Consider the following 19,913-nt stretch of genomic DNA (forward strand, 5'->3'; position numbering starts at 1 on the left):
CAGGAGCTGTCCCGATAAAAACCTTGTTTCCGGGGTCAGTTGGACAGTTTCCCGGCAAGATCCTCCGCGTCCGTGGTAGGAGCGTCGCACACGAAGTGGCGGCAGACATAGGCCGCAGGGCGCCCGTCGATCAACGACCGGTCCCTGAGCAGCGGAAACTCGTCGCCGTCCGGCTCCCCGAACGCGACGACCGCTCCCGGCGCCGTCCCGAGCAGCGCCGTCCGGTGCAGCTCACGGGCCGCCGCGTCCTCGCGCGCCCCCACGACGGCGACCTCCCGGGGCCCGTCGAGCAGCGCCTCGGCGGTGGCGAGACCCCAGCCGATGAACCGGGGGGCGCGCGGCCCGAGCGCCTTCACCACCCCGAGGGCACGCTCGGCCGCGGTGCGGTGGGCCTCGGAGCCGGTGTGGGCGGCGTACGACAGCAGGGCCCCGGCGGCGGCGGTCCAGCCGGAGGGCGCGGCGTTGTCCGTGGGGTCCTGCGGGCGGCGGATCAGCGGCTCGGCGTCATGGGCCGTGTCGTACAGGGCACCGTCGGCCCCGGCGAACTGGTCCAGCACGATGTCGAGCAGGAACCCGGCGAACTCCAGCCAGGCACCCTCGCCCGTGACAGCGGCCAGCGCGAGGAACCCCTCGGCGACATCGCCGTAGTCCTCCAGGACCCCCGCGTTGGCGCCCGCCCGGCCGTCCTTGGAGGTCCGCGTCAGCCGCGCGCCCTCGTCCATGTGGAGCCGTACGAGCAGGTCGGCGGCGTCCGTGGCCCGTTCGACGAGGTCCGGACGGTCGAAGTAGGCGCCGGTCTCGGCCAGCGCGGCGATCGCGAGCCCGTTCCAGGCGGCGACGATCTTGTCATCGCGGCCCGGCCTCGGCCGGAGGTCGCGCGCGGCGAGCAGCCGCTCCCGAATGCGCCCGACGCGCTCCGCGTCCACGACGCCCGCGCCCTGCGGGAGTTGCAGCACGGAGGCGCCTTCCTCGAAAGTGCCCTCGTCGGTGACCCCGAAGTACTGCGCGGCGTACGAGGCGTCGTCGTCCCCGAGGACGAGGCGCAGTTGCTCCGGCGTCCACACGTAGTACGCGCCCTCGACGTGCCTGCCCGTACCGTCGTCGGAGTCGGCGTCCAGCGCCGAGGCGAACCCGCCCTCGGGAGTACGCAGTTCACGCACCATGAAGTCGGCCGTCTCCAGGGCGACGCGCCGCGCGAGCCCACTGCCGGTGGCCCGCCACAGACGGGCGTACACCCGGCACAGCAGCGCGTTGTCGTACAGCATCTTCTCGAAGTGGGGTACCACCCACTCGCGGTCCACCGAGTAGCGCGCGAAACCGCCGCCGAGCTGGTCGTAGATGCCGCCGCGGGCCATCGCCTCACAGGTGTCGGCGGCCATCTGGAGGGCGCCGTCGGCGCCGGTGCGGGCGTGGTGGCGCAGCAGGAACTCGACCGCCATGGACGGCGGGAACTTCGGCGCCCCGCCGAAGCCGCCGTGCCGCTCGTCGTACTCGCGGGTCAGGCCGAGCAGCGCCTGCGCGAGCTCCTGTTCGCCAGGGGTCCCGGCGGCCGGCCCGATGGCGTCCAGTGTGAGGGACCGTCCCGACAGCTCCCGCACGATGTTCCCGGCGACCTGTCCGACCTCGTCGCGCCGGTCGGACCAGGCGGCGGCGACGCCTTCGAGCACCTGGCGGAACGACGGCATCCCATGGCGGGGCTCCGGCGGGAAGTACGTGCCGAAGTAGAACGGCTCCCCGTCCGGCGTCATGAAGACGGACATCGGCCAGCCGCCCTGCCCCGTGGCGGCCTGCACGGCCTCCATGTAGACCGCGTCCACGTCGGGCCGCTCCTCGCGGTCCACCTTGACGGACACGAAGTGCTCGTTCATGTAGGCGGCGGTGTCGTCGTCCTCGAAGGACTCATGTGCCATGACGTGGCACCAGTGGCACGCGCTGTAGCCGACGCTCAGGAACACGGGGACATCGCGCCGCCGGGCTTCTTCGAACGCGCCGGCCTCCCATGGCCACCAGTCGACGGGGTTGTCCGCGTGCTGGGCGAGGTACGGGGACGTGGCCTGAGCGAGTCGGTTCGGCATGGTGCCCATCCTGCCGCAGTACCCCTGGCGCGCCGGACAGCACACAGCGGTACCGCCCGGCGGTCCGGTGACCGGGTGGGTCACCGGGCCGCCGGTGGGTCACCGACGCGGGAGTCGGCCGGTCACCGGCGCGGCCGCGTCATCGGCCGTCACTCCTTGGCGGGGGCCGCCGGTGCGGCGGCCGCGGCGGACGGCTCCGGGGCCTCCTCGAAGTCGACCTTGTTCATATGCCGGTTCATCGACTTCATCAGCAGCCAGACGGCCCCGGCCATGACCGCGAAGACGATGAAACCGAGGACGCCGGGGGTCACCTTGTTCTCGTCCAGCTCCTTGGCCAGCGGGACGAGGTGGGTCAGTGCCAGGTGTGCGCTCATGTCAGGCATTGTCGCGGATGCCCGCGAAGAGGTCGTTCTCGGGGAGGGAGGTATCGACCAGGGACTTGGCGAGCTCGTAGTCCTCGGTCGGCCAGACCTCCTGCTGGATCTCCATCGGCACGCGGAACCAGCCACCGTCCGGATCGATCTGCGTACGGTGCGCGATCAGCGCCTTGTCACGGGTCTCGAAGAAGTCGGCGCACGGAACGTGCGTGGTCAGCGTGCGCGGGGCGCGCTCGAACTCCTTCCAGCGCTCCAGCCACTCCCCGTACGGGGACTCCAGGCCCCGCGCCAGCAGCGCCTCGTGCAGGGCGACGGTGCGCGGACGGTTGAAGCCCTGGTTGTAGTAGACCTTCAGGGGCTGCCAGACCGGGCCGAACTCGGACTCCGGGTACTTCTCGGCGTCGGCCGCGCCATCGAAGGCCACCATCGTGATCTTGTGGGTCATGATGTGGTCCGGGTGCGGGTAGCCGCCGTTCTCGTCGTAGGTCGTGATGACCTGGGGACGGAACTCGCGGATCGCCTTCACCAGGCGCCCGGCGGCCTTGTCGACGTCCTCCAGGGCGAAGCAGCCCTGGGGAAGCGGCGGCAGCGGGTCGCCCTCCGGCAGGCCGGAGTCCACGAACCCGAGCCACTCCTGGCGCACGCCGAGGATCTCGCGGGCCTCGTCCATCTCCTTGCGCCGTACCTCGTGGATGTTCTCCTCGATGTACGCGTCGCCCTGGAGCTTGGGGTTCAGGATGGAGCCGCGCTCGCCTCCCGTGCACGTCACGACCAGCACGTCCACCCCCTCGGACACATACTTGGCCATCGTCGCCGCGCCCTTGCTCGACTCGTCGTCGGGGTGGGCGTGCACGGCCATCAGTCGCAGCTGCTCAGTCAAGACTCGGTCCTCATTGATTGGTCGATGTATCCGGGCCGTCCCGAAGGACGTAGATCTGGGGGCTGGAGGGCTGGGGGCTGGAGGGCGGCTTCTATAGTGACGGAATCGGCGCGCGGAAAATTCCGTCGTCCGGCGTACGAGAGGAACGGGCATGAGCGGGGCAGGCGGCCGCGGCATCGACGGCTCCGACGCGCGGCTCCCGGAGGGCGACGCGCCGCTTCCCGAGGGCGGCATGCGGGCCCCCGAGGGCGGCGTGCGGCTGCCCGAGGGCCGTTACGGCCGGCCGGCGGAGGAGCGCACCGACCGCGGGCTCAAGGTCGTCGGCGCGGTGCTGGGTACCGGGCTGATCGCCCTCGTCGGCTGGTTCGGCTACGACTACATCGCCGGGCAGCGGATCAGCGCCGAGATGATCAAGTTCGATGTGTCGGCCGCCGATCATGTGCAGGTGCATCTGGAGGTCCGCAAGGAGACCGCCGCCACCGGGTACTGCACCCTGCGCGCTCTCGCGGAGAGCGGTGCCGAGGTGGGCCGCAAGGACGTCAGGTTCGACCAGCGGCAGGACCGTATCGACCAGGTCGTCACGGTCCGTACGACCGAGAAGGCGACCGCCGCCGAGCTGCTCGGCTGCACCGCCGACTGACGCGTCCGGCGCCGCCGGGACCGCGCACCGGACCGCGCGCCGGGACCGCGCCCCCGGCACCCGGACGGCCGACACGTCCGGTGCGCGGCCCTACCGGTAACGGCTGACCTGCGGAGTCGTAAGTTCCGTGACATTCGTCCTCCCCCTTCCCGCCCGGAATTGTTAGGCTCGTGGTTTCGCCCTTCCAGTAAGGCAGCATCCTTCTGGATAGGGCGATGCTTTGTATTCCCAGCACCGACGAGGAGCACCTGTGACCCAGACCAGCGACAACGTCACCTGGCTCACCCAGGAGGCGTACAACCAGCTCAAGGCCGAGCTGGAGTACCTGTCTGGTCCCGCGCGAACCGAGATCGCTGCCAAGATCGCGGCGGCGCGCGAGGAGGGCGACCTGCGCGAGAACGGCGGGTACCACGCGGCCAAGGAGGAGCAGGGCAAGCAGGAGCTGCGCGTCCGCCAGCTCACCCAGCTCCTGGAACACGCGAAGGTGGGCGAGGCGCCCGCGGCGAGCGGTGTGGTGGCCCCCGGCATGGTCGTCACGATCGCCTTCGACGGCGACGAGGACGACACCCTGACGTTCCTGCTCGCCTCCCGCGAGTACGCGAGCTCGGCGATCGAGACCTATTCGCCGCAGTCGCCGCTCGGCTCCGGTGTGAACGGCAAGAAGGTCGGCGAGGACGCCGCGTACGAGCTGCCGAACGGCAAGACGGCCTCGGTCAAGATCCTCGACGCCAAGCCGTACCAGGGCTGAGCCCCGCGACGTACGCATGCGGAGGGCCGGGCCGCGGTGAACGCGGACCCGGCCCTTCGTGTGCCTCCTGCCGGTGCTCCGGGGTCTCGTGCCGGCGGTTCTCCTGCCGGAGCGGTCGCCCTGGTGGCGGTCGGTTGGCGGTCGGGTGACGGCTCAGGCGGCGGCCGAGCGGTACTTGCGCACGGCCAGCGTGCGGAACACCGCGATGATCACCAGGGACCAGATGATCGAGGCCAGCACCGGGTGCTGCATGGGCCAGGCGTCGGACTGCGAGACGCCCGGGTTCCCGAAGAGCTCGCGGCACGCCTGCACGGTGGCGCTGAACGGGTTCCATTCGGCGATGTGCCGCAGCCAGGGCGTCATCCGTCCGGAGTCGACGAACGCGTTCGAGATGAACGTCACCGGGAAGAGCCAGATCAGCCCGCCGGACGTGGCGGCCTCCGGCGTCCGCACGGACAGGCCGATCAGCGCGCCGATCCAGGAGAACGCGTACCCGAGGAGGAGCAGCAGCGCGAACGCGCCGAGCGCCTTGGGGATGCCCTCGTGGATACGCCAGCCGACGAGCAGGGCGACGACCGTGAGGACGACGACCGTCAGCGCGGTCTGTACGAGGTCGGCCAGCGTACGGCCGGTGAGGACCGCGCCCCGGGCCATGGGCAGCGACCGGAACCGGTCGATGAGGCCCTTGTGCATGTCGTCGGCGATGCCCGCGCCCGCGCCTGCCGTGGCGAAGGTGACGGTCTGGGCGAAGATGCCCGCCATGAGGAAGTTCCGGTAGACGGACGGGTCCGTGGTCCCGCCGATGTTCATGGAGCCGCCGAAGACGTAGCTGAACAGCACCACGAACATGATCGGCTGGATCAGTCCGAAGATCACCATTTCGGGGATCCGGCTCATCCGGATCAGGTTGCGCCGGGCGACGACGAGCGAGTCGGCGATCGACTGGGTGACACCGCCGCGCGGTCTGGGCCCGGCGATCCGGGCGGCCTCGCTGACGGTGGTGCTCGTGGAACTCACTTCGCGGCCTCCTTGCGCGGCGTACGGCCGGTCTCCCCGTCCTCTTCATCGGCGATCTCGGCGGCGTGGCCGGTGAGCGAGATGAAGACGTCGTCCAGGGTCGGGCGGCGCAGGCCGATGTCGTCGATCTCGACGCCCCTGGCGTCCAGTTCGCGGATCACCTCGGCGAGCAGCTTGGCGCCGCCGGTGACCGGCACGGTCAGCTTGCGCATGTGCTCTTCGACGGTGACCTCGCCCTTGCCGAACCCGGCGAGGACCTCGCGCCCGTGGGCGATCTCGTCGGGGGCGTGGACCACGACCTCGACGCGCTCGCCGCCGGTGCGGGCCTTGAGCTCGTCGGACGTGCCGCGGGCGATGACCTTGCCGTGGTCGACGACGCAGATGTCGTGGGCCAGGTGGTCGGCCTCCTCCAGGTACTGCGTGGTCAGCAGCAGCGTCGTGCCGCCGGCGACGAGTTCCTGGATGACGTCCCACAGCTGCTGCCGGTTGCGCGGGTCGAGGCCGGTGGTCGGCTCGTCCATGAACATCACGGGCGGGGAGACGACGAGGGCGGCCGCCAGGTCGAGACGGCGGCGCATGCCGCCGGAGTACGTCTTGGCGGTGCGGTCGGCGGCGTCGGCGAGGTTGAACCGGTCGAGCAGTTCGCCCGCGCGTATCTTCGCGGCCTTGCCGGACATCTGGTACAGCTGGCCGACCATCTGGAGGTTCTCGCGGCCGGTGAGGTACTCGTCGACGGCGGCGAACTGGCCGGACAGGCCGATGGACCTGCGGACCTCGTTGGGGTGCTTGAGTACGTCGATGCCCGCGACGAACGCCCTGCCGCTGTCGGGCTGGAGCAGCGTGGTGAGGACGCGGACGGTGGTGGTCTTGCCGGCGCCGTTCGGGCCGAGCAGTCCCAGGACCGTGCCCTCGGGAACATCGAGGTCCACGCCGTCCAGAGCTCTTACTTTGCCGAAGGTCTTCACCAGACCTTCGGCGTGAATGGCGCCTGGCATATGGGGTCTCCCAGGTTGACAGTGCGACTTGGGGTCACTTTGCGTGTTTCGCTCCCCGAAGCTCGCTGTCCACAGCTTAGGGACGCCGCTGTCGAGGGGCTCGGCGAGCGTGACAACGCACGTGACACACCGCACAGACTAACGCGATACATCGCGACTCTCAAGGGAATTACGCACGACCAGACGCCCAGACGACCAGACGCCCCGTCGGCCCGACGGCCCGACGGCCCGACGGCCAGACGGCCAGACGGCCAGACGGCCAGACGGCCAGACGGCCAGTCTGGCAGCCCGCAAGCCCCGCGCCGGGCGGCCCTCCACGTCCCGGACGCGGCCGCCCACCCCCTCCCCCCGGTGCCTCACCGGCCGTCAGGGGGCCGCCGGCATCACCATGTAGCCGGCCTCGCGCAGGGCCGCCCGGACCTCGTCGCAGTGTTCCGGGCCCTTGGTCTCCAGCTGGAGGTCCACCTCCACCTCCGTGAGCCCCAGCCTCGGGTCGGTACGGACGTGACCCACGTCCAGGACGTTCGCGTCCACCACGGTCAGCACGCCCAGCAGATCGGCGAGCGCCCCCGGCCGGTCGGCCAGCCGCAGCCGCAGGCTCAGGTACCGGCCCGCCGCGGCCATGCCGTGCCGCAGGATGCGCTGGAGCAGCAGCGGGTCGACGTTGCCGCCGGACAGTACGGCGACGACGGGCCCCTGGAACCGCTCGGGTGCGCTGAGCAGCGCGGCGACGGGGCTGGCGCCCGCCGGTTCCACGACCAGCTTGGCCCGCTCCAGGCACAGCAGCAGCGCCGACGACAGGGCGTCTTCCGAGACGGTGTGGACCTCGTCCACCACCTCCGCGACGATCCGGAACGGCACGTCCCCCGGGCGGCCCACCTTGATGCCGTCCGCCATGGTGGGCGCGCACTCCACGGACATGGGGCGGCCGTTGGCCAGCGACGGCGGGTACGCGGCGGCGCCTTCCGCCTGCACCCCGACCACCTTGACGTCCGGGCGAAGGGCCTTCACCGCGAGCCCGATGCCCGCGGCCAGCCCGCCGCCGCCCATGCCGACGACGATCGTCCGCACCTCCGGGCACTGTTCGAGGATCTCCAGACCGACCGTGCCCTGGCCCGCGATGACGTCCGGGTGGTCGAAGGGGTGGATGAACACCGCGCCGGTCTCGCGGGCGTAGCTCTGCGCCGCGGCGAGCGCCTCGTCCACCACCTGCCCGTGCAGCCGCACCTCGGCGCCGTACTCGCGCGTCGCCGCCACCTTCGGCAGCGGGGCGCCGACCGGCATGAACACCGTGGAGCGCACCCCGAGCAGCGACGAGGCGAGCGCGACGCCCTGCGCGTGGTTGCCCGCGGACGCGGCGACGACCCCGGCGGCCCGCTCCTCGGGCCGCAGCCCGGCGATCCGCACGTACGCGCCGCGCAGCTTGAAGGACCCGGTGCGCTGCAGGTTCTCGCACTTGAACAGCACGGGCGCCCCCACCAGCCGCGACAGGAACCTGCTGCCCTCCATCGGCGTCGCGCGGGCGACACCGGACAGCATCTTCTGCGCGCCCTTGACGTCGTCCAGCATGAGGGGGTGCAAGGGGTCATGCCTGGGGAAGCTCATGACACCCAGTCTCGCAGCTCATGATGTGTGCCATCCGGTTCCCGCAGCGCCGGTACGGACCCGGGACAGTCCGCGTACTCTGTCCCCCACCAACCGACCGCCGCACGAGAGAGCCCCGCAGCCATGCCCACTTCCCAGGACATGACGACCACTGCGTCTGTCTCCATGGGGGCGACCCCCGAGCCCCCGGGTGACACCGGTCTCCTCGACGCCCTCCAGCACGAGGTGGCCGTCTTCGCGCGGCGCGCCGAACAGACCCGCCTCGGGGGTACCGGCCAGCTCCGCAACTCCATGGACCGGGCCGCCTACCTGCTGCTCAACCGGCTCGACCAGGAAGGCCCGATGGGCGTGAAGGCACTGGCGGCCGGGATGGGCATCGACTCGTCCACGGTCACACGCCAGGTCGCGCCGCTCGTCGACACCGGCCTCGTGAAGCGCACGTCGCATCCGGAGGACGGCCGGGCGGTCGTGCTCCAGCTGTCGCCGCGCGGCCTTGCCCGGCTTGAGGAGGTCCGCCTGTCGCGGCGCCACCTGATGGCCGAGGTGACCGAGGGCTGGACCCCGCAGGAGCGCGAGTCGTTCTGCACGCTGCTGACCCGTTTCAACTCGGCGCTGTCCGCCCGGCAGGGCCTGCTGCCGCCCGCGCACCCGGAGCCGGCGCCCGGTTCCTGACCGCGTGAGCGTGGCCGGTGTCACGACCCTTGACCCGGTCGCGGGCCCTGGCCTCATATGAGGACGTGGCCTCACACGGGGAAGGTGGACGAGCGGCCGGCAGCGACCGCGCGTACCAGGGCGACCGCACGCCCCACCGGGAACACGCCCGCGCGTACCAGGGCGACCGCACGCCCCACCGGGAACACGCCCGCGCGTCCGGCCGCGCCCACGTCCGCGAGTTCGAGGCGTTCGTCGCGGGCACCGGCGGCCGCCTGCTGCATGCCGCGACGCTGCTGACGACCGAGCCGGCCAGGCCGCCCGGCGCCAACCCGCGGGCCCAGCGGCTCCTGGTCGCCGCCCTCGCCGCGACATACGCCCACTGGTACGCGAGGAACGCCGACGACCCGTACGCCATGGCCCGCCGGGAGCTGGCCGCCCGGTTCGCCCGGTCCGCCTGGCGCCACCACCGGGGCCGGGGCGGCCCGCTGTCCCGGCTGCCGCCGCGGGAACGGCTGATCGTCGTGCTCCGGCTGTACGAGGGACTGCCCGACGAGCACGTCGGGGCGCTGCTCGGGCTGCCGCCCGACCGGGTCCGCGCCCTGTGCACCCGGGCGGTCAGCACCCTGCGCAGCGCCCCCGCGCGGCCGGCCCCGCCGACGGCGCCCGCCGCCCGGACGGTGACGCCGTGAACGGCGAGGACCGCAAGGCGGCCGAGGTCCGGCGGCTGCTGGCGGACGCCCCGCGTCCACGGGTGCCGCCGGACCTGCTGCCCCGGGCGGTCGCCGACGGCGTGCGCGCCCTGCGCCGGGCCAGGCTCCGGCACCTGGTGCTGTGGGCGCTGCTGACCGTGTCGATGGTGGCGTTCGTGGTGTGGGCGGCGCTCACCGACCCGTGGCCGGAGCCCGCACCACCCACGACGCCGCGCTTCGAGGAGTTCTGAGGGACCCGCCGCCGTGCGGTACCGGCCGACCGGTACGGCCCGACCGGCCCCGCCGGCTCCGACCGGCCCGTACCGGCCCGTACCGGCCCGAGCGGTGTCAGCCGAGTGCCTCGCGCAGGTCCGTCAGCAGGTCCTCGACGTTCTCGATGCCGACCGACAGCCGCACCAGGTCCGCCGGGACCTCCAGCAGCGAACCCGCCACGCTGGCGTGCGTCATCCGGCCCGGGTGCTCGATGAGCGACTCGACGCCGCCGAGGGACTCGCCCAGCGTGAACAGCTTGGCGCGGTTGCACACCTCGACCGCCGCCTCCTCGCCGCCCGCGACCCGGAAGGAGATCATGCCGCCGAAACCGCGCATCTGCTTCGCGGCGATCTCGTGGCCCGGGTGGTCGGGGAGGCCCGGGTACAGGACGTGGGTGACCTTCGGGTGCGAGGTGAGCATCTCGGCCACCCGGGAGGCGTTCTCGCTGTGCCGGTCCATGCGGACGGCGAGCGTCTTGATGCCCCGCAGCACGATCCACGAGTCGAAGGGACCGGCCACCGCGCCCATCGCGTTCTGGTGGTACGCCAGTTCCTCGCCGAGCGCCTCGTCGGCCGTGACCAGCGCGCCGCCGACGACATCGGAGTGGCCGCCCATGTACTTGGTCAGCGAGTGCACGACCACGTCCGCGCCCAGCGCCAGCGGCTGCTGGAGGTACGGCGACGCGAAGGTGTTGTCGACGACCAGCTTCGCGCCCGCCGTCCGCGCCACATCGGCGACCGCCGCGATGTCGGTGATGCCGAGGAGCGGGTTCGACGGCGTCTCGACCCAGATCACCTTCGTACGGTCGGTGAGGGCCGCCCGGACCGCCGCCGGGTCGGAGGTGTCGGCGACCGACCACTCCACACCCCAGCGGGCGACGACCTTCGCGAACAGCCGGAACGTGCCTCCGTAGGCGTCGTTCGGGATGACGACGTGGTCGCCGGGCGCGAGAAGCGCCCGCAGCAGGCAGTCCTCGGCCGCGAGGCCGGAGGCGAAGGCGAGGCCGCGCCGGCCGCCCTCCAGCGCCGCGAGGTTCTCCTCCAGCGCGGTACGCGTCGGGTTGGCGCTGCGGCTGTACTCGTAACCGCCGCGCAGGCCGCCCACACCGTCCTGCTTGTACGTGGACACCTGGTAGATGGGCGGGACGACCGCGCCGGTCAGCGGGTCGGCGGTGTTGCCCGCGTGGATGGCGCGGGTCTCGAAATTCTGGTGGCTGTGCTGGTCGCTCATGAGGGCGAGCGTAGTCCGGCCGACGGGTTCCCCGGGCCGTCCGGAACAATGGCGGTATGGAGATTCTCGTGTTCCTGTTCGCGGTGGGTCTGATCGCCATGGCCCTGTCGCCCTGGATGCGGCGCCGCCGCTCGGGCATCCGGCTGGCCCAGCCGGGTGCCCCGGACGCCGCCGACCCGCTGGCGTACGGATTCGTACGGCAGGAACAGCTCGACGTCCGGATGCCCGGCCCCGACCAGGACCTGATGGACGTCCTGGACGTGGTGCAGCGCACCCAGGACTGGCGGGCCGCCTCGCAGCTGCTGGCCGGAACGCCCAAGGACGGCGAGGTCCGCTGGCAGCGGGTGCAGGCGTTCGCGGGCGCGGCGTCGCTGGAGCTCCAGCAGCGGGGCGCGCCCGCGGAGGACGGGTCCGGGGGCGGGCGGCCGGCGGGCGCGTGGCTGCGGGCCTGGCGGGCGGAGGCCCCGAAGGACGCGGGCGGCGCGGCCGTGCACGCCGAGTTCCTGGTGCAGCAGGCGTGGCGCTCGTCGGCGGCCGGCGCCGACGACTTCCGGATCATCCTGGAGGAGGCCCGTACGGTGTGCGGCGAGGCGGCGCTGCTCGCCCCCGGCGACCCCGTGCCGTACATCGTGGAGCTGGCCGTCGCCCGGGGACTGGGCTACAGCCCCGAGCAGTTCGACCAGGTCTGGGCGAAGATCATCGACCGGGCGCCGCAGCACATGGGCGCGCACCTGGCGGCGCTGCACTACTGGTGCGAGAAGTGGCACGGTTCGCGGGCGGACGCCGACCGGTTCGCGACGTCGGCCGCGGCGCGGGCGCCGCAGGGCTCGCTGCTCGCCGCGCTGCCGCTGTTCGCGGTCTGGGAGCACCTGCCGGACATGGCGCTGGTTCGGGACTTCTTCGGCACCGAGGTGGTGTCCAAGGCGATGGAGGGCGCCCTGTTCGCGGTGCACGCCGCGCGCCCGGACGACCCGATGCTGGCGCACGTGCGGCACCTGCTGCTGCACTTCCTGGTGGGCGCCCAGCGCTGGTCCGAGGCGATGGACCAGATCGTGCACGTCGACGGCCACGTCGGCGCGCTGCCCTGGACGATGAGCGAGGACCCGGCGGCCGAGTACGCGGTGTTCCGTGCGCTGGCCGTCGCCGGGTACGAGGCGAACGGCGGGAACCCGGCGACGCTGCCGAGGTGACGCCGCCGAGGTGACCCGGAATGCGCGGGGGCGCCGGGACGTTGTTCCCGGTGCCGCCACGTCGAAGGAGACCGGATCATGCTGTTCGGCCGTACGCCCGTGCTGCCCACCCCCGAGCAGGCGCTGAAGGGCCGCCCGGAGCCCGGATTCACCGTGCCCGACCGCCACACGGTCCTCGGCACCCCGCTCACCGGCCCGTACCCGGACGGCATGGAGGTCGCCGACTTCGGCCTCGGCTGCTTCTGGGGCGCCGAGCGGAAGTTCTGGCAGACCGACGGTGTCTGGACGACCCTGGTCGGCTACCAGGGCGGCCACACCGAGAACCCGTCGTACGAGGAGGTCTGCTCGGGCCTGACGGGTCACACGGAGGTCGTCCGGGTGGTCTTCGACCCGGCGGCCGTCTCGTACGAGAAGCTCCTCAAGCTCTTCTGGGAGTCCCACGACCCTACGCAGGGCTTCCGCCAGGGCAACGACGTGGGCACCCAGTACCGCTCGGCGGTCTACACCCACTCCCCCGCCCAGGCCGCCACCGCCGAGGACTCCCGCGGCGCCTACCAGCAGGTCCTGACGGGCTCCGGGTACGGGACGATCACCACCGAGATCCTCCCCGCGGACGGCCGCCCGTTCTACCCGGCCGAGGCGTACCACCAGCAGTACCTGGACAAGAACCCGGCCGGCTACTGCGGCATCGGCGGCACGGGCGTGGCCTGCCCGATCGGCGTCGCGAAGGCCGATGGCTGAGCCCTCTCGCCGGACGCGAGGCCGGCGCTGAGCGCGCTGCTCGCCGGCCCCGATCCGGTGAGCAGCGCCCTCCGCGCCCAGATCCCGCCTGCGCGAGTGACGGACCGCAGCGGCTGCGGCTGCGGCTGCGGCTGCGGTCGCGCGACGGTCGACGTGACGGTGGACCGCACGGCGGTGCCACCGGCCCCGGCGCACGGCGTCCAGCCTGTCCGCCTCGTCATGCGTGCGGATCGACCGCGTATACCCGTACCGCGTCGAGATGCAGTTCGTACGGGCCGTAGCAGTCCGCGGCGAGCGTCGCGACGCGTGCTCCGCAAGGGCAGGCCCGGTTGGGGCCGCGGTCACCGGAAGGACCGCAGCAGCCGTCGCTGTTCTCCCAGCCGGGCAGCGGTTCGAGGCCGGACGCGTCCTCGGGGTCGATGACGATGTTGTCGCGCGGTCCCGCCGAGATCATGAGAACCCCCTCATCAGACCTCCACGGGCCACGCGACTGGGCGGGCCCGCCGTCCTCCTGATCCGGATGGGGCACGTAGGGCGCTCCCCACGGGTCGGGCTCGATCGCGTAACGCCCTCGCGGCACGGTGGACGGCGCCCTGCGTGTCTCCTGGTCCCGTTCCACGGCGTCCGGCAGGTCGGGAACAGTGGGCAGCGGCGTCAGGTCCGGCGTCAGTTCGCCGCCGCACTCGCGGCAGAAGAAGACGGTCATGCCTGCCGTTGTAGCCGTCACCCGCCTGCCGGCGCATCCTCGTTTCCGGCGGCCGCTCCGGGAGAGCCTTCCCGGCATGCTCGTGGGGTCCGGCCGATTGTCCCAAGAGCCCCGGCGTGCCCGCGTTTCTCCCACCGGACGGGGTGCTTCCGCCTCAATTGATCCTCAATTGCCTAGCACACCCGGCTACCTGACTGACAGTCTTCCGCTCGACCGGTCAGCCGAACGGCTGTCCAACAACGAGGGGAAACCGATTCATGAGACGCGCTCTCAGTGCTGGGCTCGCGACTGTCGTGGTCAGTGGTGGCATCGTCGTCGGCACGGCGGCGCCCGCGTTCGCCGCCTGCGACCAGACGGGGACGTACTACTCGATCACCAACAAGAAGACGGTGTGGAAGAACACCAACGTCCACAGCGACTGGGCCAAGCCGGGCGTCACCATCAGCTATTCGAAGAACAAGACCGGTACGTGGACCGCCACCGGCACCGCCACCGTGGGAGCCGACGCCGGGGTCATTTTCGCCAAGGCGTCCGCGTCGTTCAGCGTCGCGGTCGGCAAGAGCTGGTCGAAGTCCGACACCTGGACGTACTCGGCCACCGTGAAGAACAAGTCGGGCAAGACCCGTGGCCGGCTGATGATGCAGCACGAGGCCAAGAGCTTCACGGCCCACAAGTACCGCGTCTTCACGGGTGCGGGCGGCAGCTGCAAGAGCGAGACGATCTACAAGGCCAACATCGTCGCCCCGGTCAAGAAGAGCAGCAACCTGTGGGGCATCGAGTACAAGTGACGGACGCCCGTCCGCGGGCGCACGGCGCCCGGTGTACAGCGACGCGGTGAACCAGCGACGCGGTGAAGCAGCCGGCCCCCGAGCGGTTTCGCTCGGGGGCCGGCTGTTCCCGTCCAGGGCGTACGGGCGGAGCGGTGCGGGTCAGACCGCGGATCCGGCCTTCCACTCCGACCAGTTCATGTTCCAGCCGTTGAGGCCGTTGTCCGGCTTGATGGTCTTGTCCTTGGAGTTCTTGACGATGACCACGTCGCCGATCAGCGAGTTGTTGTAGAACCAGGCCGCGGCCTGGTTCGGGTCGCCGGCGCCCTTGACGTCGTTGAGGCCCACGCAGCCGTGGCTGGTGTTGACGTTGCCGAAGACGGAGTCGGCGCCCCAGTAGTTGCCGTGGATGAAGGTGCCCGACGTGGACAGCCGCATGGCGTGCGGCACGTCCTTGATGTCGTACTCGCCCTTGCCGTCGTCGTCGGTGAAGCCGACGGTCGCCCCGTTCATCCGGGTCTCCTTGAACTTCTCGGAGATCACCATCTGACCGTTGTAGGTCGGGTTCTCCGGGGAGCCGGCGGAGATCGGGATCGTCTTGACCGTCTTGCCGTCCTGGGTCACCGTCATCATCTTGGTGGCGACGTCGACGGTGGAGACCTGGTTACGGCCGATCTTGAAGGTGACGGTCTTCTGCTGGACGCCGAAGACGCCCTTCGTGCCCTCCACGCCGTCGAGCGCCAGCTTCAGCGTGACCGTGGAGCCCTCGGTCCAGTACTGGTCGGGCCGGAAGTCGAGGCGCTGCGAGTTGAACCAGTGGCCGACGACCTCCTGGCCGCTGCTCGACGACACCGTGATGCCGGACTGGACGGCCTTGCGGTCGGTGATCGGCTTGTTGAAGTTGATCGAGACCGGCATGCCGACGCCGACGGTGGAGCCGTCCTCGGGCGTGAAGTTGCCGATGAAGCTGTTGGCCGGGGAGACGGTCGTGAAGGACGCGTTCTCGTGCGCCTCGCGGCCCTGGGAGTCCTTGGCCGACGCGGCGATCTTGTACGTGGTCGCGCGCTTCAGCTGCTCGGTCGGCTGCCAGCTCTTGCCGTCGGCGGCCAGCTCGCCCTTGACGGCCGCGCCGTCCGCCGACGCCATGGTGACCTGCGTGAGGGTGCCCTCGCTGACGGTGACCTTGGCGTCGTTGTTGATGCTGGCGTTGATGGCGCCGTTCTTCGGCGAGATCTCTATTCGGGCCTCCGAGGCGTCCTTCGCCGCCGCCTCGTCGACCTGGGCCTGTGACTGCTTCGAGCTGTCGGCGCTGCTGTCGCCGGCGCCCTTGGCCTCGCCGTCGTTGCAGGCTGTGAGCACCAGCACGCCGCCGAGCAGTGCGGACGCGGCCATCAGACCTCTGCGCCGCTTGCTGTCCGTCATCACACGCTTCTCCATGGTCGCGGATTCCCTGCCAACTCTCTCAACAACACCCATGACACCCCGTCCGGTTCCATAACGGACCCGGATGTGGGGAACACCACTGATCGACGCTTGGGACGCTTCGCCGGTTCCCGTCGGGCGGCGGGCACAGGGGTGACCCCGGAGCGCTCGCGCGCGCGGGCGCGCGGGCGCTCCTGGGTCTGGTCTGCAGGGTGTCACACTCCGGCCGGGCGCGGTGCGCCCGGCCCTGCCGCCGTACCTCAGTCCTCCGCTTCCGCCGCCTCCTCCTCCAGGTCCTCGTCCTCCTCCAGGTCCCAGCCGTCGACGCCGGGGCGGTAGTCCCCGCGCTCGCTGGTCCAGGAGGCCTGGACCAGCTCGACGCCGGGCAGCTCGCCGAGCAGGTCGACGGGCTCCACGAGGTACGCCAGCGCTTCCGCTTCGTCCTCGCGCACGGCGGACCTGGCGTGCGCGCGCTCCTCGTCGGGCATGAACTCGTCGTCGTCGATCCGTCGCAGAGCGGCGTCGGCCAGCTCGTCCCTGTCGCTCACCTCCACGACCACGTCCACGCGAAGCCGTACATACCGTGATGTCTCAGAAGGGCTCATATGACGGAGCGTAAGCTCCTCGCCCGCGCGACTTTCCCACGACCCGCTGTGTTCATTAGCATCGGCGCAGCCACCAATTCTCGGTTCCGCAAGGGGATCTGAATCTGTGTCCGTCGCCCGTCGCCCTCTGCTGACCGCCACCGCCGCCGGGACGCTCCTGTGTGCGCTGTGGTTCGTCCCATCGGCGAACGCCACCGGTGATCAGCCGGCCGTACCTCAGGAAGCGCGGGAGGGGTCGGCGAGCGCGTCGACCGTGACTCCGGCGAACGACACCCGGAGCCATGGCGGCCGGGGTGGGAGCCAGGGCGGCCTGGTCCTCGCCGACACCGGCAGCATGGACACCACCCCGTATCTCGTCGGCGGGACGGCGCTCCTGGGCCTCGGTGCGGGCCTGGTGACGTTCGCGGTACGCCGCGGGGCGCGCGCCGCGCTCTGACGGCACGCGCCCCGGTCGTCGGCGCCCGGGAGGTGGCCTAGGCCAGCGGGCCGGTGACCCGCTCGACCGCCGCGACGAGCCCGCCCTCGCGGACGAAGGCGTCCGCTGCCTCCAGGTCGGGTGCGAGGAAGCGGTCCGGCCCGGGGCCCTGGACGCCGGCGGCGCGCAGGGCGTCGACGGCGGCGCGGGACGCGGGCGCCGGCGTGAGGCCGTGGCGCAGTTCGATCGCGCGGGTCGCGGCGTACAGCTCGACCGCGATGATCCGGTTCAGGTTGCCGACGGCGGTGCGCAGCTTGCGCGCGGCCGACCAGCCCATGGAGACATGGTCCTCCTGCATGGCGGAGGACGGGATGGAGTCGACGGACGCGGGGACGGCCAGTCGCTTCAGCTCGCTGACCAGGGCGGCCTGCGTGTACTGGGCGATCATCAGGCCGGAGTCGACGCCCGGGTCGTCGGCGAGGAACGCCGGCAGGCCGTGGGAGCGGTGCTTGTCGAGGAGCCGGTCGGTGCGGCGCTCGGCGATGGAGCCCAGGTCGGCGGCGGCGATGGCGAGGAAGTCCAGCGCGTACGCGACGGGCGCGCCGTGGAAGTTGCCGTTGGACTCGACCCGGCCTCCCGCGCTCCCGGCTTCGCCCGGGTGGGAGGTGCCGCCGGGAAGGACCACCGGGTTGTCCACGGCGGCGGCGAGTTCGCGCTCCGCGACCAGCCGGGCGTGGGCGAGCGTGTCACGGCCCGCGCCCGCGACCTGCGGGGCGCAGCGCACCGAGTAGGCGTCCTGGACGCGCGGCGCCGCCTCCTCCTGGTAGTGGCCGGTCAGCTCGGAGCCCTTCAGCACGGCGAGCATGTTCGCGGCCGCCGCCGCCTGGCCGGGGTGCGGGCGGATGGCGTGGAGTTCGGGGGCGAGGACCTTCTCGGTGCCGAGGAGGGCCTCCAGGGAGAGGGCGGCGGTGATGTCGGCCGACTTGTACAGCTGCTCCAGGTCGTCCAGGGCCATGATCAGCATGCCGAGCATGCCGTCGGTGCCGTTGAGGAGGGCGAGGCCCTCCTTCTCGCGGAGCTCGACGGGGGCGATGCCGTGCTCGGCGAGCAGTTCGGCGGCGGGCCGGACGGTGCCGTCGGGGCCCTCGGCGTCGCCCTCGCCCATGAGGGCGAGCGCGCAGTGCGAGAGCGGCGCCAGGTCGCCGGAGCAGCCGAGCGACCCGTACTCGTGGACGACGGGCGTGATGCCCGCGTTGAGTACGTCGGCCATGGTCTGCGCGACTTGGGGGCGTACGCCGGTGTGGCCGGACGCGACGGTCTTGAGCCGCAGGAACATCAGCGCGCGGACGACCTCGCGCTCGACGCGCGGGCCCATGCCGGCGGCGTGCGACCGCACGATGTTGCGCTGAAGCTGGGCGCGCAGGTCGTGGCCGATGTGCCGGGTGGCGAGCGCCCCGAATCCGGTGGAGACGCCGTACACCGGCTCGGGCTTGGCGGCGAGGGCGTCGACGATCTCGCGGGCGCGGGTGAGGGCGTCGACGGCGTCCTGGGACAGCTCGACGCGGGCGTTGCCGCGGGCGACGGCGATGACGTCCTGGGCGGAGGTGCCGGACGTCCCCACCACGACAGTGTGCATATCCATATTCAGCACCCTACGGACTGAATCCCAACGTGTCACTACCCCGCCGGACAAGCGCCCCTTACCGACCGGTCACCCTGTGACCCCGTCCCACGCCCCACGCCTCACACCCCCGGGTGGGCGTCCCGGAACCGGCGGCGGTCCCTCGACGCCGTCGGCGGGGCGTCGGCCAGCCGGATCACCGCCCCGTCCCGCCCCGCCACCACGGGCTTCGCCGACCGCGCCGCCTTCGCCCGGTACTGCGCCGCGTCCGCGAGCCGGAACAGCCGCCTGGCCGACCGCACCGGCCCGATCGGGTCGCCGGTCGACGCGACCCCGCAGGCCACGCCCGCGCCCAGCTCCAGCTCTCCCGCCCGTACGCACAGTTCGTCGGCGACCGCCACCACCTCGTCCGCGACCGGGCCGACCGACACGAGACAGAACTCGTCGCCGCCGAGCCGCGCCGCGAGCGCGCCCGGCAGCCGCGCGCCGCAGCAGGAGAGCACCGAGCCGAACCGTTCGAGGAGCCGGTCGCCGACGGCGTGGCCGTGCGTGTCGTTGACCTCCTTGAGGCCGTTCAGGTCGCAGACGACGAGGCTGACGACGGACCCGTCCGCCAGGAACCGTTCGACGGCCTCGTCCAGCCGGGTGTCGACGGCCCTGCGGTTGGCGAGGCCGGTCAGCGGATCGGTGAAGGCGAGCTTGCGCACCTCCTCCAGCCGTTCCGTCTGGGCGATCCCGGCGGCGACGACCGAGGCGAGCACGGTCGCGAAGTCCGCGTCGCCCCGGTCGAAGACGGGCGCCCCGGCGGCGCGCGCGACGTACAGCTCGCCCCACGCCCGCCCGTGCAGCACGATCGGCGCGACGACACAGCAGCCGCGCCCGCGCCGGCGCAGCGCGGCGGCGCGGCGGTGGCTGTAGCCGTGGTCGCCAGGGCCCGGCCCCTCGGCGGTCTCGACCCAGGCGTTGGGCTCGCCGCCACCGGCCCACCGCTCGTGCAGGAACTCGGTGATCTCGGAGAACTGGTGGACGGGGTACGTCTCGGAGTCCGGGAACTCCTCCTCGTCCGGCGCCCGCGCGCCCGCGTTCACGAGGACCTTGAGCCGGCCGTGATCCCGCTGCCAGACCGACAGCGCCGCGAACGTGCCGCCGAGCGCCTCGCACGCACCCAGCGCGGCGGCGCGCCAGCACTCACGCGGCGTGTGCGCGGCGGCCATCGCCTGCGCCAACGCCACTACGGTCCGCAGTCGGACATCCTCACCCATT

21 protein-coding genes are annotated in these 19,913 nt (G+C 72.0%); 9 read left to right on the top strand and 12 right to left on the bottom strand.

Features of this window, described 5'->3' with window-relative positions; all coding sequences use genetic code 11:
* Positions 1–35: 35 nt before the first annotated feature.
* The 3 genes from ACGF5U_RS09325 to mca all read right to left on the bottom strand — a co-directional run bounded on the left by ACGF5U_RS09325 (position 36) and on the right by mca (position 3,311).
* Positions 36–2,075, bottom strand: a complete 2,040-nt coding sequence (locus ACGF5U_RS09325) for a thioredoxin domain-containing protein (RefSeq protein WP_392712263.1) — start codon at positions 2,073–2,075, stop codon at positions 36–38.
* Positions 2,076–2,224: 149 nt separating this feature from the next.
* A complete protein-coding gene (locus ACGF5U_RS09330) occupies positions 2,225–2,458 on the bottom strand; it encodes a hypothetical protein (RefSeq protein WP_392712261.1) in 234 nt (77 codons plus the stop codon).
* Positions 2,451–3,311 (bottom strand): mycothiol conjugate amidase Mca, encoded by an 861-nt coding sequence (mca, locus tag ACGF5U_RS09335; RefSeq protein ID WP_392712646.1) that lies wholly within the window; start codon positions 3,309–3,311, stop codon positions 2,451–2,453. Before mca ends, ACGF5U_RS09330 begins: the two co-directional genes overlap by 8 nt.
* A gap of 253 nt (positions 3,312–3,564) precedes the next feature.
* On the opposite strand from mca, the gene ACGF5U_RS09340 reads away from it, so the two are divergent.
* Together ACGF5U_RS09340 and greA are read left to right on the top strand one after the other, a co-directional pair.
* Entirely contained in the window at positions 3,565–3,972 is a 408-nt protein-coding gene (locus ACGF5U_RS09340; RefSeq protein ID WP_392712644.1) for a DUF4307 domain-containing protein, read from the top strand.
* A 250-nt stretch (positions 3,973–4,222) separates the two neighbouring features.
* Entirely contained in the window at positions 4,223–4,720 is a 498-nt protein-coding gene (gene greA, locus ACGF5U_RS09345; RefSeq protein ID WP_392712259.1) for a transcription elongation factor GreA, read from the top strand.
* A gap of 153 nt (positions 4,721–4,873) precedes the next feature.
* On the opposite strand, the gene ACGF5U_RS09350 is transcribed toward greA, so the two are convergent.
* From ACGF5U_RS09350 to ilvA, 3 genes are all read right to left on the bottom strand, one after another.
* Positions 4,874–5,698 (bottom strand): ABC transporter permease, encoded by an 825-nt coding sequence (locus tag ACGF5U_RS09350; protein WP_392712642.1) that lies wholly within the window; start codon positions 5,696–5,698, stop codon positions 4,874–4,876.
* Positions 5,699–5,733: 35 nt separating this feature from the next.
* Entirely contained in the window at positions 5,734–6,732 is a 999-nt protein-coding gene (locus tag ACGF5U_RS09355) for an ATP-binding cassette domain-containing protein (protein WP_392712257.1), read from the bottom strand.
* Between the two features lie 366 nt (positions 6,733–7,098).
* Positions 7,099–8,337, bottom strand: coding sequence for a threonine ammonia-lyase (gene ilvA / locus ACGF5U_RS09360; RefSeq protein WP_392712255.1), 1,239 nt, complete (start codon positions 8,335–8,337; stop codon positions 7,099–7,101).
* Positions 8,338–8,460: 123 nt separating this feature from the next.
* Between ilvA and ACGF5U_RS09365 the strand changes: the two genes are divergently transcribed.
* The 3 genes from ACGF5U_RS09365 to ACGF5U_RS09375 all read left to right on the top strand — a co-directional run bounded on the left by ACGF5U_RS09365 (position 8,461) and on the right by ACGF5U_RS09375 (position 9,931).
* Positions 8,461–9,009, top strand: a complete 549-nt coding sequence (locus ACGF5U_RS09365; protein ID WP_392712254.1) for a MarR family winged helix-turn-helix transcriptional regulator — start codon at positions 8,461–8,463, stop codon at positions 9,007–9,009.
* 65 nt (positions 9,010–9,074) lie between these two features.
* Positions 9,075–9,680 carry a sigma factor-like helix-turn-helix DNA-binding protein gene (locus ACGF5U_RS09370; RefSeq protein WP_392712252.1) on the top strand — a complete coding sequence of 202 codons (606 nt, stop codon included), beginning with the start codon at positions 9,075–9,077 and terminating at the stop codon, positions 9,678–9,680.
* The gene (locus ACGF5U_RS09375; RefSeq protein WP_392712250.1) at positions 9,677–9,931 is read left to right on the top strand and encodes a hypothetical protein; all 255 of its coding nucleotides are present in this window, start codon (positions 9,677–9,679) and stop codon (positions 9,929–9,931) included. Before ACGF5U_RS09370 ends, ACGF5U_RS09375 begins: the two co-directional genes overlap by 4 nt.
* Positions 9,932–10,028: 97 nt before the next feature.
* On the opposite strand, the gene ACGF5U_RS09380 is transcribed toward ACGF5U_RS09375, so the two are convergent.
* Positions 10,029–11,183: a cystathionine gamma-synthase gene (locus ACGF5U_RS09380; RefSeq protein ID WP_392712248.1), complete on the bottom strand. Its 1,155-nt coding sequence runs from the start codon at positions 11,181–11,183 to the stop codon at positions 10,029–10,031.
* A gap of 56 nt (positions 11,184–11,239) precedes the next feature.
* Here ACGF5U_RS09380 and ACGF5U_RS09385 point away from each other — a divergent pair, with 56 nt between their 5' ends.
* Both ACGF5U_RS09385 and msrA read left to right on the top strand, forming a co-directional pair.
* On the top strand, positions 11,240–12,373 hold the full coding sequence (locus ACGF5U_RS09385; RefSeq protein WP_392712246.1) for a hypothetical protein: 1,134 nt from the start codon (positions 11,240–11,242) through the stop codon (positions 12,371–12,373).
* A gap of 75 nt (positions 12,374–12,448) precedes the next feature.
* Positions 12,449–13,114, top strand: coding sequence for a peptide-methionine (S)-S-oxide reductase MsrA (msrA, locus tag ACGF5U_RS09390; protein ID WP_392712640.1), 666 nt, complete (start codon positions 12,449–12,451; stop codon positions 13,112–13,114).
* A 217-nt stretch (positions 13,115–13,331) separates the two neighbouring features.
* Here msrA and ACGF5U_RS09395 read toward each other — a convergent pair whose 3' ends face one another.
* A complete protein-coding gene (locus ACGF5U_RS09395) occupies positions 13,332–13,820 on the bottom strand; it encodes a hypothetical protein (protein ID WP_392712244.1) in 489 nt (162 codons plus the stop codon).
* Positions 13,821–14,077: 257 nt separating this feature from the next.
* Here ACGF5U_RS09395 and ACGF5U_RS09400 point away from each other — a divergent pair, with 257 nt between their 5' ends.
* Positions 14,078–14,608 (top strand): hypothetical protein, encoded by a 531-nt coding sequence (locus tag ACGF5U_RS09400; RefSeq protein ID WP_392712242.1) that lies wholly within the window; start codon positions 14,078–14,080, stop codon positions 14,606–14,608.
* A 141-nt stretch (positions 14,609–14,749) separates the two neighbouring features.
* Here ACGF5U_RS09400 and ACGF5U_RS09405 read toward each other — a convergent pair whose 3' ends face one another.
* On the bottom strand, positions 14,750–16,024 hold the full coding sequence (locus tag ACGF5U_RS09405; protein WP_392712240.1) for an Ig-like domain-containing protein: 1,275 nt from the start codon (positions 16,022–16,024) through the stop codon (positions 14,750–14,752).
* A gap of 245 nt (positions 16,025–16,269) precedes the next feature.
* Positions 16,270–16,614 carry a hypothetical protein gene (locus ACGF5U_RS09410; protein WP_392712239.1) on the bottom strand — a complete coding sequence of 115 codons (345 nt, stop codon included), beginning with the start codon at positions 16,612–16,614 and terminating at the stop codon, positions 16,270–16,272.
* A gap of 106 nt (positions 16,615–16,720) precedes the next feature.
* Here ACGF5U_RS09410 and ACGF5U_RS09415 point away from each other — a divergent pair, with 106 nt between their 5' ends.
* Entirely contained in the window at positions 16,721–17,050 is a 330-nt protein-coding gene (locus ACGF5U_RS09415) for a hypothetical protein (protein WP_392712238.1), read from the top strand.
* Between the two features lie 37 nt (positions 17,051–17,087).
* Here ACGF5U_RS09415 and hutH read toward each other — a convergent pair whose 3' ends face one another.
* Positions 17,088–18,665 carry a histidine ammonia-lyase gene (gene hutH, locus ACGF5U_RS09420; protein ID WP_392712638.1) on the bottom strand — a complete coding sequence of 526 codons (1,578 nt, stop codon included), beginning with the start codon at positions 18,663–18,665 and terminating at the stop codon, positions 17,088–17,090.
* Between the two features lie 107 nt (positions 18,666–18,772).
* Entirely contained in the window at positions 18,773–19,912 is a 1,140-nt protein-coding gene (locus ACGF5U_RS09425) for a diguanylate cyclase domain-containing protein (protein ID WP_392712237.1), read from the bottom strand.
* Position 19,913 lies beyond the last annotated feature (1 nt).

The organism is Streptomyces sp. NPDC047886 (assembly GCF_043204435.1).
Taxonomy (GTDB): domain Bacteria; phylum Actinomycetota; class Actinomycetes; order Streptomycetales; family Streptomycetaceae; genus Streptomyces.

Excerpts from the sequence above, each read along its gene's own strand:
- ACGF5U_RS09395 (WP_392712244.1), bottom strand. The coding sequence starts at position 13,820 with ATGACCGTCTTCTTCTGCCGCGAGTGCGGCGGCGAACTGACGCCGGAC.
- ACGF5U_RS09405 (WP_392712240.1), bottom strand. The coding sequence starts at position 16,024 with ATGGAGAAGCGTGTGATGACGGACAGCAAGCGGCGCAGAGGTCTGATG.
- mca (WP_392712646.1), bottom strand. The coding sequence starts at position 3,311 with ATGGCCGTGCACGCCCACCCCGACGACGAGTCGAGCAAGGGCGCGGCG.
- ACGF5U_RS09425 (WP_392712237.1), bottom strand. The coding sequence starts at position 19,912 with ATGGGTGAGGATGTCCGACTGCGGACCGTAGTGGCGTTGGCGCAGGCG.
- ACGF5U_RS09400 (WP_392712242.1), top strand. The coding sequence starts at position 14,078 with ATGAGACGCGCTCTCAGTGCTGGGCTCGCGACTGTCGTGGTCAGTGGT.
- ACGF5U_RS09355 (WP_392712257.1), bottom strand. The coding sequence starts at position 6,732 with ATGCCAGGCGCCATTCACGCCGAAGGTCTGGTGAAGACCTTCGGCAAA.
- ilvA (WP_392712255.1), bottom strand. The coding sequence starts at position 8,337 with ATGAGCTTCCCCAGGCATGACCCCTTGCACCCCCTCATGCTGGACGAC.
- ACGF5U_RS09330 (WP_392712261.1), bottom strand. The coding sequence starts at position 2,458 with ATGCCTGACATGAGCGCACACCTGGCACTGACCCACCTCGTCCCGCTG.
- ACGF5U_RS09325 (WP_392712263.1), bottom strand. The coding sequence starts at position 2,075 with ATGCCGAACCGACTCGCTCAGGCCACGTCCCCGTACCTCGCCCAGCAC.
- hutH (WP_392712638.1), bottom strand. The coding sequence starts at position 18,665 with ATGCACACTGTCGTGGTGGGGACGTCCGGCACCTCCGCCCAGGACGTC.
- ACGF5U_RS09380 (WP_392712248.1), bottom strand. The coding sequence starts at position 11,183 with ATGAGCGACCAGCACAGCCACCAGAATTTCGAGACCCGCGCCATCCAC.
- ACGF5U_RS09410 (WP_392712239.1), bottom strand. The coding sequence starts at position 16,614 with ATGAGCCCTTCTGAGACATCACGGTATGTACGGCTTCGCGTGGACGTG.
- ACGF5U_RS09365 (WP_392712254.1), top strand. The coding sequence starts at position 8,461 with ATGCCCACTTCCCAGGACATGACGACCACTGCGTCTGTCTCCATGGGG.
- ACGF5U_RS09340 (WP_392712644.1), top strand. The coding sequence starts at position 3,565 with ATGCGGGCCCCCGAGGGCGGCGTGCGGCTGCCCGAGGGCCGTTACGGC.
- ACGF5U_RS09385 (WP_392712246.1), top strand. The coding sequence starts at position 11,240 with ATGGAGATTCTCGTGTTCCTGTTCGCGGTGGGTCTGATCGCCATGGCC.